A 13269-nucleotide genomic window follows, 5' to 3' on the forward strand; every position below is an offset into this window, starting at 1 on the left:
TGAGCTTCGCTTTCTTCTTCGTCCCCCCCCTCCTCCCCCCCCCCCCCCCCCCCCCCCCCCCCCCACGGGGATCCAGGTGATGTCAAAACGGCGCGTGTGACACCAACTGCCCGCTGATCAAGCCCCAGGCTACAAGCCCGATGGTCAGGGCCGCCAGGGTGACGCGCACGGTGAGGGCTTTGAGCAGCCGGGTCGACTGGTCGTCGTCCTTGACCAGGAACACCAGGCCACTGAACAGGCTGGCGACAGTGGCCAGCAGCATCAGGACTATCGCGGCCTTGAGCATGACGAGACTCCGGGGGATGCGGTGATGAGTGCAAGTATAGCGTTCGACCTTGCGGGGCCACGGTGAAGCCGTTTCGCCCTGGGTGGATCCCGACCCTGGTGGTGCTCGCGCTGCTGCCGGGGCTGATCGCGCTTGGCTTCTGGCAACTGGGCCGGGCCGACGACAAGCGCGCCCTGATGGACAGCTACGCCGAACGCCAGGTGGAGGCGCCACTGGCCGCCGCCCAGCTTGCCCAGTTGCCCGACCCTGCCTTCTTCCGTGTGCACCTTTATGGCCGTTTCGACGCCCGCCACAGCCTGCTGCTGGACAACCAGATGCGCGACGGCCAGGCCGGCGTCGAACTGCTGCAGCCCTTCCACGACCAGGCCAGCGGCCAGTGGCTGCTGGTCAATCGCGGCTGGTTGCCCTGGCCGGATCGGCGGGTGCCGGTGCAGTTCGTCACACCCGACCAACCCCTGGCGCTGGATGCCTCGGTCTATGTGGCACCCGGCAAGACCTTCCAGCTGCACCCCGACCCCGCCGGCGGCCAGTGGCCGCATTTGCTGACTGCCGTCGACCCGGCCGGCCTCTGGCAACTGCTCGGGCGTGAAGGTTTCGCCCACGAGCTGCGCCTGGAGCCTGGGCCGGCCAGCTACCGACTGGGCTGGCCGGTGGTCGCCATGGGCCCGGAAAAGCACCTGGGCTATGCCGTGCAGTGGTTTGCCCTGGCCACCACGCTGGTGCTGCTTTACCTGTATTTCGGCTGGCACAACCACAACAAGGAGAACCGCCATGGCCGCCGCCACGAGTCCACTGAACGTGCCTGAAGGACGCAAGGCCCGCGGGCGCTTGCAGCTGCTGTTGATCCTGTTCGTCGTGCTGGGGCCGATGATCCTCGCCACCAGCATGTACAAGCTGCAGTTCTGGGTGCCGGAGGGGCGCAACTTCCATGGGGTAATGATCGGCAATGGCCAGAGCCGCGCCGACATTGGCATCGATGCCCAGGACCAGCGCTGGCAGCTGTTGGTCAGCGCCCCGCAGGCCTGCGCCGAGGACTGCCGACAGCTGGTGTACCTGGCCCGGCAGATCCAGGTGGGCCTGGGCCGCGACGCCAGCCGCGCCAGCCATGCCCTGGCCGCCGCGCAGGCACTCGATGCGGATTACCAGGCCGTGCTCGGTCGTGAATACCCACAGCTGCAACGCTACCCGCTGGATAGCCAGCGCTACCAACAGCAGGTCGGCGAGCCCGGCCCGCAGCTGTGGATCGTCGACCCCCACGGCAACCTGGTGCTGCGCTACGACGCCAAGGTCAACGGCAAGAAAGTGCTGGACGACCTGCGCCACCTGCTCAAGCTGTCCAACATTGGCTAGGAGCCTGCCATGGCCAGACCTGGATTTCGCCTTGCCGTGTTCGCCACCCTGCTGGCGTTGTTGGTGGTGCTGCTCGGCGCCTACACCCGCCTGACCCACGCCGGCCTCGGTTGCCCCGACTGGCCGGGTTGTTACGGCTTCATCAGCGTGCCCAAGAGCGAGGCGCAGTTGGCCCACGCCGAACTGCACTTCCCCGAGCACCCGGTGGAAGAGGCCAAGGGCTGGGCCGAGATGACCCACCGTTACTTCGCCGGCAGCCTGGCGCTGGTGATCGCCCTGCTCGCCTTCCAGGCCGTGCGCCGGCATGCCCGCGATGGCCAGCCTTATCGACTGCCGCTGTTGTTGCTGGCGGTGGTACTGGCCCAGGCAGCCTTCGGCATGTGGACGGTGACGCTCAAGCTGTGGCCGCAGGTGGTCACCGCGCACCTGCTCGGCGGGTTCACCACCCTGAGCCTGCTTTTCCTGTTATCCCTGCGTCTATCCCGGGCCTTTGCGCCACTCCCTAAATTGCCTTTGAGCCTGCGCCGGATAGCCGCCCTGGCCTTGCTGGTGGTGATCGGCCAGATCGCCCTGGGGGGTTGGGTGAGTGCCAACTATGCGGCGGTGGCCTGTATCGACCTGCCCACCTGCCACGGCCAGTGGTGGCCGGCGGCGGACTTCAGCAACGGCTTCCACCTTACCCAGCATGTCGGCCCCAACTACCTGGGCGGGCAGCTGGACAGCGATGCGCGCACGGCGATCCATATCAGCCATCGCCTGGGCGCGTTGCTGGTGACGGCGGTGCTGCTGCTGCTCGGCTGGAAGCTCCAGCGCCATGGCCTGAGCGGCCTGGCGCGCCTGGTGTTGCTGGCCCTGGGGCTGCAATTGAGCCTGGGCATCAGCAACGTACTGCTGCACCTGCCGCTGGCCGTGGCGGTGGCGCATAACGCCGGCGGCGCCCTGCTGCTGTTGAGCATGGTGCTGGTGAACTACCGCATCCGCGTGGCCGACAAGGTGCGCGTAGGCCAAGGTTGGCGCCTGACCCCGGTCACCGGCGTGGGCCTCACCCATCACATGAGGAACGATTCGTGGCGACGCTTCTGAGCGCTGAGCGACAGCGCGCCGGTTGGCGCGACTACCTGGAACTGACCAAGCCCAAGGTGGTGGTGCTGATGCTGATCACCTCGCTGGTGGGCATGTTCCTCGCCACCCGTGCCGGCGTGGCCTGGAGCGTGCTGCTGTTCGGCAACCTGGGCATCGCCCTGTGCGCGGGCGGCGCGGCGGTGGTCAACCATGTGCTGGACCGGCGCATCGACGCACTGATGGCCCGCACCCACAAACGCCCGTTGGCCCAGGGCCGGGTGGCGCCGCTGCCAGCGCTGTGCTTCGCCGCGCTGCTGGCGATGTCGGGGATGGGCTTGCTGCTGGCCTTCACCAATGCACTGACCGCCTGGCTGACCCTGGCCTCGCTGCTGGGCTATGCGGTGCTCTACACCGGCTTTCTCAAGCGTGCCACGCCGCAGAACATCGTGATCGGTGGCCTGGCCGGCGCGGCCCCGCCGCTGCTGGGGTGGGTGGCGGTCAGCGGGCATGTGAGTGCCGAGCCGCTGTTGCTGGTGCTGATCATCTTCGCCTGGACCCCACCGCATTTCTGGGCCCTGGCCATTCACCGCAGGGGCGAGTACGAAAAAGCGGATATTCCGATGCTGCCGGTGACCCACGGTGAGCGTTACACGGCCTTGCATATCCTGCTGTACACCTTGATTTTACTGGCGGTGAGCCTGCTGCCCTATGCCATCCACATGAGCGGGCCGCTGTACCTGGCCTGTGCCCTGGGGCTGGGCCTGCGCTTCCTGCACTGGGCTTGGGTGTTGTACCGTGGCACCCGGCCGCACGCGGCGATCAACACGTTCAAGTACTCTATCGGCTACCTGTTCGCCCTGTTCATCGCCCTGCTCGTTGACCACTACTTGTTGCTGAACCTATGACCCGAACCCAGAAAACCGTATTCATCCTTGTTGCCCTGGTCGCGCTGATCATGGGCCTGACCGTCAACAAGGTGCTCAGTGACCGGGGGCAGTTGAACCCCACTGAACTGATCGACGCCGGCATCATCCTGCTGCCGCAAAGCCGCACCGTGCCGGATGTGTCGATGACCGACCAGAATGGCCAGCCCGTTGCGATGGACCAGCTCAAGGGCAAGTGGTCGCTGCTGTTCTTCGGCTACACCTACTGCCCGGACATCTGCCCGACCACCCTCGCCCAGTTGCGCCAGGTGAAGAGCGAGCTGCCGAAAGAGGCGTGGGAGCGCTTGCAGGTGGTGCTGGTGAGCGTCGACCCGAACCGCGACACGCCGAACCAGCTCAAGCAGTACCTGGGCTATTTCGACAAGGATTTCGTCGGGGTGACGGGGACTATCGAGGATACCCAGAAGCTGGCCAACGGCCTGAGCATTCCGTTCATTCCGGCCGATACCAGCAAGCCGGGCTACACCGTGGATCACAGCGGCAACCTGGCGGTCGTGGGGCCGGATGGGCGCCAGCGCGGGTTCATTCGTGCGCCGTTCAACAACCAGAAGCTGGTGGCGCAGTTGCCGGGGCTGGTCAAGCGGGATTGATCGAGGCTTGAAAACATCGCGGGGCAAGCCCGCTCCCACAGGGGGGGCGGGGGGGGGGGGGGTGTACCCGGACGGGTTATGAAACTCCCGGTCGCCCCTCTTCCCCCCGTGTTCTCTTTGTCCCTCCCCCCCCCCCCCGCGATCGTTTCAGGCTTTGATCAGAACGCCGGAACCACAGCGCCTTTGTACTTCTCGGTGATGAACTGCTTCACCTCAGGCGAGTGCAGCGCCGCAGCCAGTTTCTTCATGGCGTCGGAGTCTTTGTTGTCCGGGCGGGCAACCAGGATGTTCACGTACGGCGAGTCGCTGCCTTCGATGGCCAGCGCGTCCTTCTCAGGGTTGAGCTTGGCTTCCAGCGCGTAGTTGGTGTTGATCAGGGCCGCATCGACCTGGGTCAGCACGCGCGGAATGGTGGCCGCTTCCAGCTCACGGAATTTAAGACCCTTGTCGTTGCCGGTGATGTCTTTCACGGTCGACAGGATGTTCTTGTTGTCCTTGAGCTTGATCACACCGGCCTTGTCCAGCAGCAGCAGGGCGCGGCCGCCGTTGGTGGCGTCGTTGGGGATGACCACGGTGGCACCGGAGGCCAGTTCGTCGAGCTTCTTGACCTTGGCCGAGTACACGCCCAGCGGCTCGATGTGCACACCGGTGACGCTGACCAGGTTGGTCTTCTTGGCCTTGTTGAACTCATCCAGGTACGGCTGGTGCTGGAAGAAGTTGGCGTCCAGGCGCTTTTCGGCCACCTGCACGTTCGGCTGGATGTAGTCGGTGAATTCCTTGACCTTCAGCTCCACGCCCTCTTTCGCCAGTTGCGGTTTGACGAAGTTGAGGATCTCGGCGTGCGGCACCGGGGTGGCGGCGACGGTCAGGGTTTCGGCGTGGGCCGAGAAGGCCGCGACGGCGGCGACAACAGCAAGCAGCTTCTTCATTGATCACTCCTTGTGAGGGCCGCGACGGCCCCCGAACGGGTCGGCCGGGCCGACCCCATTGGGGTTACTTACGGGAAAAATGCACAACCAGTTTGTCGCCGATCATCTGCAGGACTTGAACCAGGATGACCAGCAGCACCACGGTGACGATCATCACGTCGGTCTGGAAACGCTGGTAGCCGAAGCGGATCGACAGGTCGCCCAGGCCGCCGGCGCCGACCACACCGGCCATGGCCGTGTAGGACACCAGGGTGATGGCGGTGACGGTGGTGGCGGCGATGATGCCCGGCATGGCTTCAGGCAGCACCGCCTTGAAGATGATCTGGCGGGTGGTGGCGCCCATCGACTGGGTTGCCTCGATGATGCCGCGGTCCACTTCGCGCAGCGCGGTTTCCACCAGGCGGGCGAAGAATGGCGTGGTCCCCACCACCAGCGGCGGGATGGCCCCGGCGACGCCCAGCGAGGTGCCGGTGATCAGCACCGTGGCGGGGATCATCACGATCAGCAGGATGATGAACGGCAGCGAGCGCACGATGTTGACGATGGTCGCCATCACCGCATAGATCTGCTTGTGCTCGAACATCTGCCGTGGGCCGAACAGGAACAGCAGCACGCCCAGGGGCAGGCCCAGCAGCACGGTGAACACCAGCGAGGTGAACAGCATGATCAGGGTGTCGCCGGTGGCCAGCCAGATTTCGGCCCAGTCGACGTTGGCGAAGAAATTCAGGGCGTCCATCAACGCAGTACCTCCATATGTACGTCAGCTGCAGTGAAGCGGGCGAATGCCGCGTCCATGTCCCCGCCGATCAGGGCGAGGGTCAGCTGGCCATAGGGGATGTCCTTGATGCGGTCGATGCGCCCGGCAAGGATGCTGTAGTCGACCCCGGTTTCGCGGGCCACGGTGCCCAGCAGCGGCGCATAGGTGGCATCGCCCTGGAAGGTCAGGCGCACGATGCGCCCCGGCACATGGGCGAAGTCGTCGCGCTGGTCGTTCTCGTCGACCTGCTCGTCTTCCTGGACAAAACGCTTGGTGGTGGCGTGCTGCGGGTGCAGGAACACCTCGGCCACCGGGCCGTGCTCGACGATCTGCCCGGCATCCATCACCGCCACGCGGTCGCAGACCCGGCGGATCACGTCCATCTCGTGGGTGATCAGCACGATGGTCAGCTTGAGTTCGCGGTTGATCTCGGCCAGCAGTTGCAGCACCGAAGCGGTGGTTTGTGGGTCGAGGGCACTGGTGGCCTCGTCGCACAGCAGGATCTTGGGGTTGGTGGACAGGGCGCGGGCAATGCCGACACGCTGCTTTTGCCCGCCCGACAGCTGGGCCGGGTACTTCTTGGCGTGCTCCGAAAGGCCGACGCGGGCCAGCAGCTCGCTCACGCGCTTGTCGATTGCGGCGCGGGGCAGCTCGCCCGCCAGCACCAGCGGCAGGGCGACGTTGTCGGCGACGGTCTTGGAGGCCAGCAGGTTGAAGTGCTGGAAGATCATCCCGACCTGCTGGCGGAAGCGGCGCAGCTGGTTGGCATCGAAGGCGGTGACGTCTTCGCCGTCGACGATGATCTTGCCGCCGCTCGGGGCCTCGAGGCGGTTGATCAGGCGCAGCATGGTGCTCTTGCCGGCGCCGGAGTGGCCGATCAGGCCGAACACCTGGCCATCTTCGATGGTCAGGCTGGTCGGGTTCAGGGCCGGGATATCCCTACCGGCGACGCGGTAGGTCTTATGGACGTTTTGAAACTCGATCACTGAGCGAACCTTGTGGGGCGCATGGAATTTGGGTCAGCGGTTAGCTGGGGTCGCGCATTTTAGCCTTTTCCCATAGGCGTTCTTAGCATTTATTTGTGATCTGTCCAATCCGTTGGGCATAACGCGACAACCGGCAATCCTGATTGAACGCTCGCCAAGCCCTCCCAGTCACTAGTTGAACAAGCCCGTACGGGCAGCCTGAAGACTGATGAGGAGAGCCGAACATGGCCAGCAAGAAAGCGCCGCAGCCGAAGGAAAGCCAAGTAGCGGGCACCGATACCCCCGACCGGGCCAATACCAATGCCAAGTTGCAGAGCCTGGAAGCGTTTCGCAGCGATGCCACGGGGCAGGCGCTACGCACCAACCAGGGCGTCAAGGTCGCCGACAACCAGAACAGCCTCAAGGCTGGCGCGCGCGGGCCGTCGCTGCTCGAAGACTTCATCATGCGCGAGAAGATCACCCACTTCGACCATGAGCGCATCCCCGAACGTATCGTCCACGCTCGGGGTGCCGGCGCCCATGGCTACTTTCAAAGCTATGGCTGCCATGCCGAACTGACCAAGGCCGGCTTCCTGCAGGACCCGGAGAAGATCACCCCGGTGTTCGTGCGTTTTTCCACCGTGCAGGGGCCACGCGGTTCGGGCGATACCGTGCGTGATGTGCGCGGCTTTGCGGTGAAGTTCTACACCGACGAAGGCAACTTCGACCTGGTTGGCAACAACATGCCGGTGTTCTTCATCCAGGACGCGATCAAGTTCCCCGACTTCGTGCATGCAGTGAAGCCCGAGCCGCACAACGAGATGCCCACCGGCGGCTCGGCCCATGACACGTTCTGGGACTTCGTCTCGCTGGTGCCAGAGACGGCGCACATGGTCATCTGGGCCATGTCCGACCGCGCCATCCCGCGCAGCCTGCGGATGATGGAGGGCTTTGGCGTGCACACCTTCCGCCTGGTCAATGCCGACGGCGTGGCCAGCTTCGTCAAGTTCCACTGGAAGCCTCGCCAGGGCGTGCATTCGTTGCTGTGGGACGAGGCACAGAAGCTGGCCGGCAAGGACGCCGATTACCACCGCCGCGACCTGTGGGAGGCCATCGAGACCGGTAATTGCCCCGAATGGGAGCTGGGCGTGCAGGTCGTTGCCGAGGCCGATGAGCACAAGTTCGAGTTCGACCTGCTCGACCCGACCAAGCTGATCCCCGAGGAGCTGGTGCCGGTGACCCCGCTGGGCAAGATGGTGCTCGATCGCAACCCGGACAACTTCTTTGCCGAGGTGGAGCAGGTTGCCTTTTGTCCCGGGCATATCGTGCCGGGCATCGATTTCAGCAATGACCCCTTGCTGCAGGGCCGGCTGTTCTCCTACACCGACACGCAGATCAGCCGCCTCGGTGGACCGAACTTCCACGAAATCCCGATCAACCGGCCAATCGCGCCCAACCACAGCAGCCAGCGCGATGCCATGCACCGCATGACCCTCGACAAGGGCCGCGCCGCCTACGAGCCGAACAGCATCGATGGTGGCTGGCCGAAAGAGACGCCGCCCGCTGCCCAGCAAGGTGGCTTCGAGAGTTATCAGGAACGCATCGACGCGAACAAGATTCGCCAGCGCAGTGCGTCGTTCGCTGACCACTTCTCCCAGGCACGGCTGTTCTTCCAGAGCATGAGCGCGAGCGAGCAGCAGCACATCATCAAGGCCTACAGCTTCGAGCTGGGCAAGGTGGAGCGTGAGGTGATCCGGGTGCGGGAGGTGAACGAAATACTCGCCAACATTGATCTGCAGCTGGCAGCGGCGGTGGCAAGCAACCTCGGGCTGCCGGCGCCCAAGGCAGGGACGGTCAAGGTAAAAGGCAGCAAGCCGGCGCAGTCAAAGGCTTTGAGCCAGATGAGTCACCTGGGGAGCATTGGTATCAAGGGGCGCAAGGTCGCCGTGCTGGTGGCCAATGGCGTGGACGGCGCCAGCGTCGACAAGGTGGTCAAGGCCCTGGAGGCGCAGAGTGCCCGGCCCATGTTGCTGGGGCCGACTTCGGCGCCGGTGAAGACCACTGATGGCCAGCTGTTGCCGGTGGATGCCGCCATGGAGGGCATGCCGTCGGTCATGTTCGACGGGGTGTGGGTGCCGGCTGGCAAGGCTTCGCTGGAAGCGCTGCAGGGCAGTGGTGTGGCCAGGCATTTCCTGCTGGAGGCTTACAAGCACCTCAAGCCCATGGGTTTGGCCGTGGACGGCAAGCTGCTGTTGAACACATTGGGGTTGAAGGAGGATGCGGGATTGTTGCTGGGGGATCAGCAGAAGGTGTTCGAGCAGTTCTTCAAGGCTGTTGAAGGGCACCGGGTGTGGGTGCGGGAGGCGGCTGCCGAATCTGTGCCGGCCTAGGCAAAACATCGCGGGGCAAGCCCGCTCCCACGCCAGATTGCGAACGGCGTGGGAGCGGGCTTGCCCCGCGATTGATTCACTGCTGGTGGGGGATCAATACCACCTGCGCCGGCAGCGAACGCTGGATCTCGTGCTTCTGGTTCAGCACGAAGCCACTGTCGAGCTTGTGCACGCGCTTGTGCAGCAGCGTCTTGAGCCAGGGCGCATCCTGGGTGCGGGGCACCTGGAACACCACGTCGCACTGGTAGTTCACCACGTCGGCGGCGATGTCATCGAGCTGGCGGCGCAGGGCGCGGCTGTCGGTGGTCTTCAGGGCGACCACGGTGCTCGGAGCGGTCGGGTCGAGCAGCCGGGCCTTGGGTTGTGCCGCAGCGGCCTTGAGGGCAGCCTCGGCCTTTTCCAGCTCGGCCTTGCGTGCATGGGCCATGGTGTCGCCACCGGTCACGGCCGGTGCTTGCGGCATAAGTGCACGGGCGCGGGCCAGCGCGGTGGCGGCGGCATTCACATCGCCTTTCTGCAGGACGATCTGGCTGCGGCGCAGATAGGCTTCGGCCAGCTGACGCTGGTGAGGCTCCAGGCGCGCATCGTCGGGTGCCTGGGCTTGCAGGGCGGCGAGTTGATCTTCGGCAGTGGCCAGCTCATTGCTGGCGATGTTCTGCTCCAGCTGCTGCCAGGCATCCGGTTGGGCAGGCGCGGCCGGCTGCTCGGCGGGCGTGCTGGCGCAGGCCGTCAGGAACAGGGAAAACGCGGCAACAAGCAGATAACGTGAGGCGAACGGCTTCATTCCTGCGACTCTCTATTTGCGCAAAAAGCGAGCAAGTCTACACCCAGGTGCGCACGCTCGAAAATAGGTCTGATTGACCTTGAACCTGCGTAAAGGTTGCAGGCTGCGTTGGTTCACAGCCTGATTTTTCAGCGCTTTGGCAACGCCAGGCTCAGCAAGAATAGCACCGCCGCGCAGACCACGATCGACGGCCCGGCGGGGGTGTCCTTGAACCACGACATGGCCAACCCCCCGCACACGGCCGTGACCCCCAGCAGGCTGGCGCCCAGGGCCATCTGCTCCGGTGAGCGGGCGTGACGCTGTGCCGCGGCCGCCGGGATGATCAACAACGAGGTGATCAGCAGCACGCCGACAATCTTCATCGCTACCGCGATCACTACGGCGATCAGCAGCATCAACGCCAGGCGCAGGCCCGCCACGGGCAGCCCCTCGACCATCGCCAGCTCCTCGTGCACGGTGACGGCCAGCAAGGGGCGCCAGAACACCGCCAGCAGCACCAGCACCAGCGCACTGCCACCGAGGATCCAGGCCAGGTCGGTGGTGCTGATCGCCAGCAGGTCACCGAACAGGTAGGCCATCAGGTCGATCCGCACGTCGTGCATGAAGCTCAGCGCCACCAGCCCCAGCGACAGGGTGCTGGGGGCGAGGATGCCGAGCAGGGTGTCGGACGCCAGCGGCTGGCGCTGTTGCAGGGTCACCAGCAGGAGCGCCAGCAACAGGCAGCCGACCGTCACCGCCAGCGCCGGGCTGACATCCAGGGCCAGGCCCAGCGCCACGCCGAGCAGCGCGGCATGGGACAGGGTGTCACCGAAATAGGCCATGCGCCGCCACACCACGAACGAGCCGAGGGGGCCGGCCACCAGCGCCAGCGCCAGGCCGGCAAGCAAGGCATACAGAAGAAAATCAGCCATGCTTGCAGTGCTCTCCGTGAACATGGGCGCCAGGGGCGATCACTGCGCCGTGCAGGTCGTGGCTGTGATCGTGATGGTGGTGGTAGACGGCCAGGCTCTTGGCGTTCTGGCCGAACAGCTCGACGAAGGCCGGGTCGCCGCTGACCTGCTCTGGGTGGCCCGAGCAGCAGACGTGGCGGTTGAGGCAGACCACCTGGTCGGTGGTGCTCATCACCAGGTGCAGATCGTGGCTGACCATCAGCACGCCGCAACCATGGCGATCGCGCAGACGGGTGATGAGGTTGTACAGCTCGGTCTGGCCGACCACGTCGACACCCTGCACCGGCTCATCCAGCACCAGCAGCTCGGGCTCGCGCAGCAGTGCGCGGGCCAGCAGCACACGCTGCATCTCGCCACCGGAGATGGTCTGGATCGGGCTGTCGATCACCTGCTCGGCACCGACTTCCTGCAGCGCCGACAAGGCTGCCGCGCGGTCTACCCCGGGCACCAGGCGCAGGAAGCGCAGCACCGACAGGGGCAGCGTCGGGTCTACCTGGATTTTCTGCGGCATGTAGCCGATGCGCAATTTGGGCTTGCGCCAGACCTTGCCGCGGTGCGGCTTGAGCAGCCCCAGCACGGCGCGCACCAGGGTGGTCTTGCCGGCACCGTTGGGGCCGATCAGGGTGACGATCTGCTTCGGTGCCACCGCCAGATCGATGCTGTCGAGCACCGCTTCACCACCGAAGCTGACGCCGACCTGCTCAAGGCGGATCAGGGCGTCGCTCATGCCGCGCCCCGGCAGTTGGCGCACAGGCCGACGATTTCCACGGTCTGGGTTTCGACGCTGAAGCCCACGCCCTTGGCGCTGGCGATGATCGCGTCGCTGATGCTGTCCTGCTCCAGCTCGATGGCCACGTGGCACTCGCGGCAGATCAGGAACTGGCCTTGGTGCGCGTGCTCGGGGTGGCTGCAGCCGATGAAGGCGTTGAGCGAGGCGATGCGGTGCACCAGGCCGTTGTCGAGCAGGAAGTCGAGGGCGCGGTACACGGTTGGCGGCGCCGCACGGCGGCCATCCTGCTCGCTGAGCACGGCGAGGATGTCGTAGGCACCCAGCGGCTTGTGGCTCTGCCACACCAGCTCCAGCACGCGGCGGCGCAAGGCGGTCAGGCGCAGGCCCTGACGGGTGCACAACGTGTCGGCCTCGGCCAGTGCGCTGTGCACGCAGTGGGAGTGATCGTGAGGGCGGTGGGCCAGCGGCGTGATGGACATGGGCAGCGACGGTTCAGGATGGAGACGTTATTATGTTACCTGTTTCTGACGAGCCGAGTAGCTACCGTGTCCCGATTCCTTGCCCTGTTTGTCGCTTTCATCGCCTGTTCGGCCCAGGCCGACGTGCGCGTGCTGACCAGCATCAAGCCCCTGCAACAGATTGCCGCCGCGGTGCAGGACGGTGTCGGCAGCCCGGATGTGCTGCTGCCGCCGGGTGCCTCCCCGCATCACTACGCGCTGCGCCCGTCTGACGTGCGCAAGGTTGGCGATGCCGACCTGTTGTACTGGATCGGCCCGGACATGGAGAGCTTCCTGCCCCGCGTGTTGGGCAGCCGCGGCAAGCCCACCGTGGCCGTGCAGTCGCTGGCTGGCATGCAACTGCGTCATTTCGGTGAGGACAGCCACTCTCACGACGAAGACGACCACGACGATCACGACCATGACCACCGCCCGGGCAGCCTCGATGCCCACCTGTGGCTGTCGTCGGTCAACGCGCGGGTGATCGCGACGAAGATGGCCGCTGACCTGGCGGCGGCCGACCCGGCCAATGCGGCCCGTTACCAGGGCAACCTGAAAGCCTTCGTCGAGCGCCTGGATGCCCTGGACCTGCGCATCAAGCAGCGCGTGGCGGGGATCGCCGGCAAGCCGTATTTCGTATTCCATGAAGCGTTCGACTACTTCGAGGCCAACTATGGCCTCAAGCACACCGGCGTATTCAGTGTCGCTGCCGAAGTGCAGCCGGGCGCGCAGCACGTCGCCGCAATGCGCAAGCGCCTGCAGGAAGTGGGCAAGACGTGTGTGTTCAGCGAGCCGCCGCTGCGCCCGCGCCTGGCCGAGACGCTGACGGCGGGGCTTCCGGTGCGGCTGGCCGAGCTGGATGCCCTGGGCGGCACTGATCCGGTAGACGCCAAGGGCTACGAGCGCTTGCTGGAGAAGCTGGGTGGCGATCTGGCGGGGTGCCTGGAGCAGCTGTGACCCTCGTGGGAGCGGGCTTGCCCCGCGATAGCGATGGTGAAGTTGCTACCGCCAGCGCGGGGCAAGCCCGCTCCCACG

At 65.5% G+C, this 13269-nt stretch carries 15 protein-coding genes; 7 read left to right on the top strand and 8 right to left on the bottom strand.

The window, feature by feature from the left end; all coding sequences use genetic code 11:
* Positions 1 to 82: 82 nt before the first annotated feature.
* A complete protein-coding gene (locus tag ACO6VM_RS14465) occupies positions 83 to 286 on the bottom strand; it encodes a twin transmembrane helix small protein (protein WP_125462066.1) in 204 nt (67 codons plus the stop codon).
* Between the two features lie 62 nt (positions 287 to 348).
* On the opposite strand from ACO6VM_RS14465, the gene ACO6VM_RS14470 reads away from it, so the two are divergent.
* From ACO6VM_RS14470 to ACO6VM_RS14490, 5 genes are read left to right on the top strand one after another with little or no spacing between them, the layout of a single operon-like run.
* Positions 349 to 1092: an SURF1 family protein gene (locus ACO6VM_RS14470; protein ID WP_390970059.1), complete on the top strand. Its 744-nt coding sequence runs from the start codon at positions 349 to 351 to the stop codon at positions 1090 to 1092.
* Positions 1058 to 1636, top strand: a complete 579-nt coding sequence (locus ACO6VM_RS14475; protein WP_401056039.1) for a hypothetical protein — start codon at positions 1058 to 1060, stop codon at positions 1634 to 1636. Before ACO6VM_RS14470 ends, ACO6VM_RS14475 begins: the two co-directional genes overlap by 35 nt.
* Before the next feature lie 9 nt (positions 1637 to 1645).
* Positions 1646 to 2719 (top strand): COX15/CtaA family protein, encoded by a 1074-nt coding sequence (locus ACO6VM_RS14480; protein ID WP_401056040.1) that lies wholly within the window; start codon positions 1646 to 1648, stop codon positions 2717 to 2719.
* Positions 2704 to 3603 carry a heme o synthase gene (gene cyoE, locus ACO6VM_RS14485; RefSeq protein ID WP_125462070.1) on the top strand — a complete coding sequence of 300 codons (900 nt, stop codon included), beginning with the start codon at positions 2704 to 2706 and terminating at the stop codon, positions 3601 to 3603. Before ACO6VM_RS14480 ends, cyoE begins: the two co-directional genes overlap by 16 nt.
* Complete coding sequence (locus tag ACO6VM_RS14490) at positions 3600 to 4232, top strand: SCO family protein (protein ID WP_125462071.1); 633 nt, start codon at positions 3600 to 3602, stop codon at positions 4230 to 4232. Before cyoE ends, ACO6VM_RS14490 begins: the two co-directional genes overlap by 4 nt.
* Before the next feature lie 158 nt (positions 4233 to 4390).
* Here ACO6VM_RS14490 and ACO6VM_RS14495 read toward each other — a convergent pair whose 3' ends face one another.
* From ACO6VM_RS14495 to ACO6VM_RS14505, 3 genes are all read right to left on the bottom strand, one after another.
* Positions 4391 to 5161 (bottom strand): MetQ/NlpA family ABC transporter substrate-binding protein, encoded by a 771-nt coding sequence (locus ACO6VM_RS14495; RefSeq protein WP_390970051.1) that lies wholly within the window; start codon positions 5159 to 5161, stop codon positions 4391 to 4393.
* A gap of 64 nt (positions 5162 to 5225) precedes the next feature.
* Entirely contained in the window at positions 5226 to 5897 is a 672-nt protein-coding gene (locus ACO6VM_RS14500) for a methionine ABC transporter permease (RefSeq protein ID WP_110995010.1), read from the bottom strand.
* Positions 5897 to 6904, bottom strand: a complete 1008-nt coding sequence (locus ACO6VM_RS14505; protein ID WP_110995011.1) for a methionine ABC transporter ATP-binding protein — start codon at positions 6902 to 6904, stop codon at positions 5897 to 5899. The genes ACO6VM_RS14500 and ACO6VM_RS14505 overlap by 1 nt, the downstream gene beginning before the upstream one ends.
* A gap of 224 nt (positions 6905 to 7128) precedes the next feature.
* Between ACO6VM_RS14505 and katE the strand changes: the two genes are divergently transcribed.
* Positions 7129 to 9273 carry a catalase HPII gene (gene katE, locus ACO6VM_RS14510; protein ID WP_401056045.1) on the top strand — a complete coding sequence of 715 codons (2145 nt, stop codon included), beginning with the start codon at positions 7129 to 7131 and terminating at the stop codon, positions 9271 to 9273.
* A gap of 76 nt (positions 9274 to 9349) precedes the next feature.
* On the opposite strand, the gene ACO6VM_RS14515 is transcribed toward katE, so the two are convergent.
* From ACO6VM_RS14515 to zur, 4 genes are all read right to left on the bottom strand, one after another.
* Positions 9350 to 10057, bottom strand: coding sequence for a PA5502 family lipoprotein (locus ACO6VM_RS14515; RefSeq protein WP_401056047.1), 708 nt, complete (start codon positions 10055 to 10057; stop codon positions 9350 to 9352).
* Between the two features lie 128 nt (positions 10058 to 10185).
* Positions 10186 to 10968, bottom strand: coding sequence for a zinc ABC transporter permease subunit ZnuB (gene znuB / locus ACO6VM_RS14520; RefSeq protein WP_401056049.1), 783 nt, complete (start codon positions 10966 to 10968; stop codon positions 10186 to 10188).
* On the bottom strand, positions 10961 to 11734 hold the full coding sequence (gene znuC / locus ACO6VM_RS14525; protein WP_110995056.1) for a zinc ABC transporter ATP-binding protein ZnuC: 774 nt from the start codon (positions 11732 to 11734) through the stop codon (positions 10961 to 10963). The genes znuB and znuC overlap by 8 nt, the downstream gene beginning before the upstream one ends.
* On the bottom strand, positions 11731 to 12216 hold the full coding sequence (zur, locus tag ACO6VM_RS14530) for a zinc uptake transcriptional repressor Zur (protein ID WP_110995015.1): 486 nt from the start codon (positions 12214 to 12216) through the stop codon (positions 11731 to 11733). Before zur ends, znuC begins: the two co-directional genes overlap by 4 nt.
* 18 nt (positions 12217 to 12234) lie before the next feature.
* On the opposite strand from zur, the gene ACO6VM_RS14535 reads away from it, so the two are divergent.
* On the top strand, positions 12235 to 13191 hold the full coding sequence (locus ACO6VM_RS14535) for a zinc ABC transporter substrate-binding protein (RefSeq protein WP_125462078.1): 957 nt from the start codon (positions 12235 to 12237) through the stop codon (positions 13189 to 13191).
* Positions 13192 to 13269 lie beyond the last annotated feature (78 nt).

Source organism: Pseudomonas sp. GZD-209, from assembly GCF_049310485.1.
GTDB classification, from domain to species: Bacteria; Pseudomonadota; Gammaproteobacteria; order Pseudomonadales; family Pseudomonadaceae; genus Aquipseudomonas; species Aquipseudomonas sichuanensis.

Excerpts from the sequence above, each read along its gene's own strand:
- ACO6VM_RS14465 (WP_125462066.1), bottom strand. The coding sequence starts at position 286 with ATGCTCAAGGCCGCGATAGTCCTGATGCTGCTGGCCACTGTCGCCAGC.
- ACO6VM_RS14475 (WP_401056039.1), top strand. The coding sequence starts at position 1,058 with ATGGCCGCCGCCACGAGTCCACTGAACGTGCCTGAAGGACGCAAGGCC.
- ACO6VM_RS14480 (WP_401056040.1), top strand. The coding sequence starts at position 1,646 with ATGGCCAGACCTGGATTTCGCCTTGCCGTGTTCGCCACCCTGCTGGCG.
- ACO6VM_RS14490 (WP_125462071.1), top strand. The coding sequence starts at position 3,600 with ATGACCCGAACCCAGAAAACCGTATTCATCCTTGTTGCCCTGGTCGCG.
- ACO6VM_RS14495 (WP_390970051.1), bottom strand. The coding sequence starts at position 5,161 with ATGAAGAAGCTGCTTGCTGTTGTCGCCGCCGTCGCGGCCTTCTCGGCC.
- ACO6VM_RS14500 (WP_110995010.1), bottom strand. The coding sequence starts at position 5,897 with ATGGACGCCCTGAATTTCTTCGCCAACGTCGACTGGGCCGAAATCTGG.
- katE (WP_401056045.1), top strand. The coding sequence starts at position 7,129 with ATGGCCAGCAAGAAAGCGCCGCAGCCGAAGGAAAGCCAAGTAGCGGGC.
- ACO6VM_RS14515 (WP_401056047.1), bottom strand. The coding sequence starts at position 10,057 with ATGAAGCCGTTCGCCTCACGTTATCTGCTTGTTGCCGCGTTTTCCCTG.
- znuB (WP_401056049.1), bottom strand. The coding sequence starts at position 10,968 with ATGGCTGATTTTCTTCTGTATGCCTTGCTTGCCGGCCTGGCGCTGGCG.
- znuC (WP_110995056.1), bottom strand. The coding sequence starts at position 11,734 with ATGAGCGACGCCCTGATCCGCCTTGAGCAGGTCGGCGTCAGCTTCGGT.
- zur (WP_110995015.1), bottom strand. The coding sequence starts at position 12,216 with ATGTCCATCACGCCGCTGGCCCACCGCCCTCACGATCACTCCCACTGC.
- ACO6VM_RS14535 (WP_125462078.1), top strand. The coding sequence starts at position 12,235 with ATGGAGACGTTATTATGTTACCTGTTTCTGACGAGCCGAGTAGCTACC.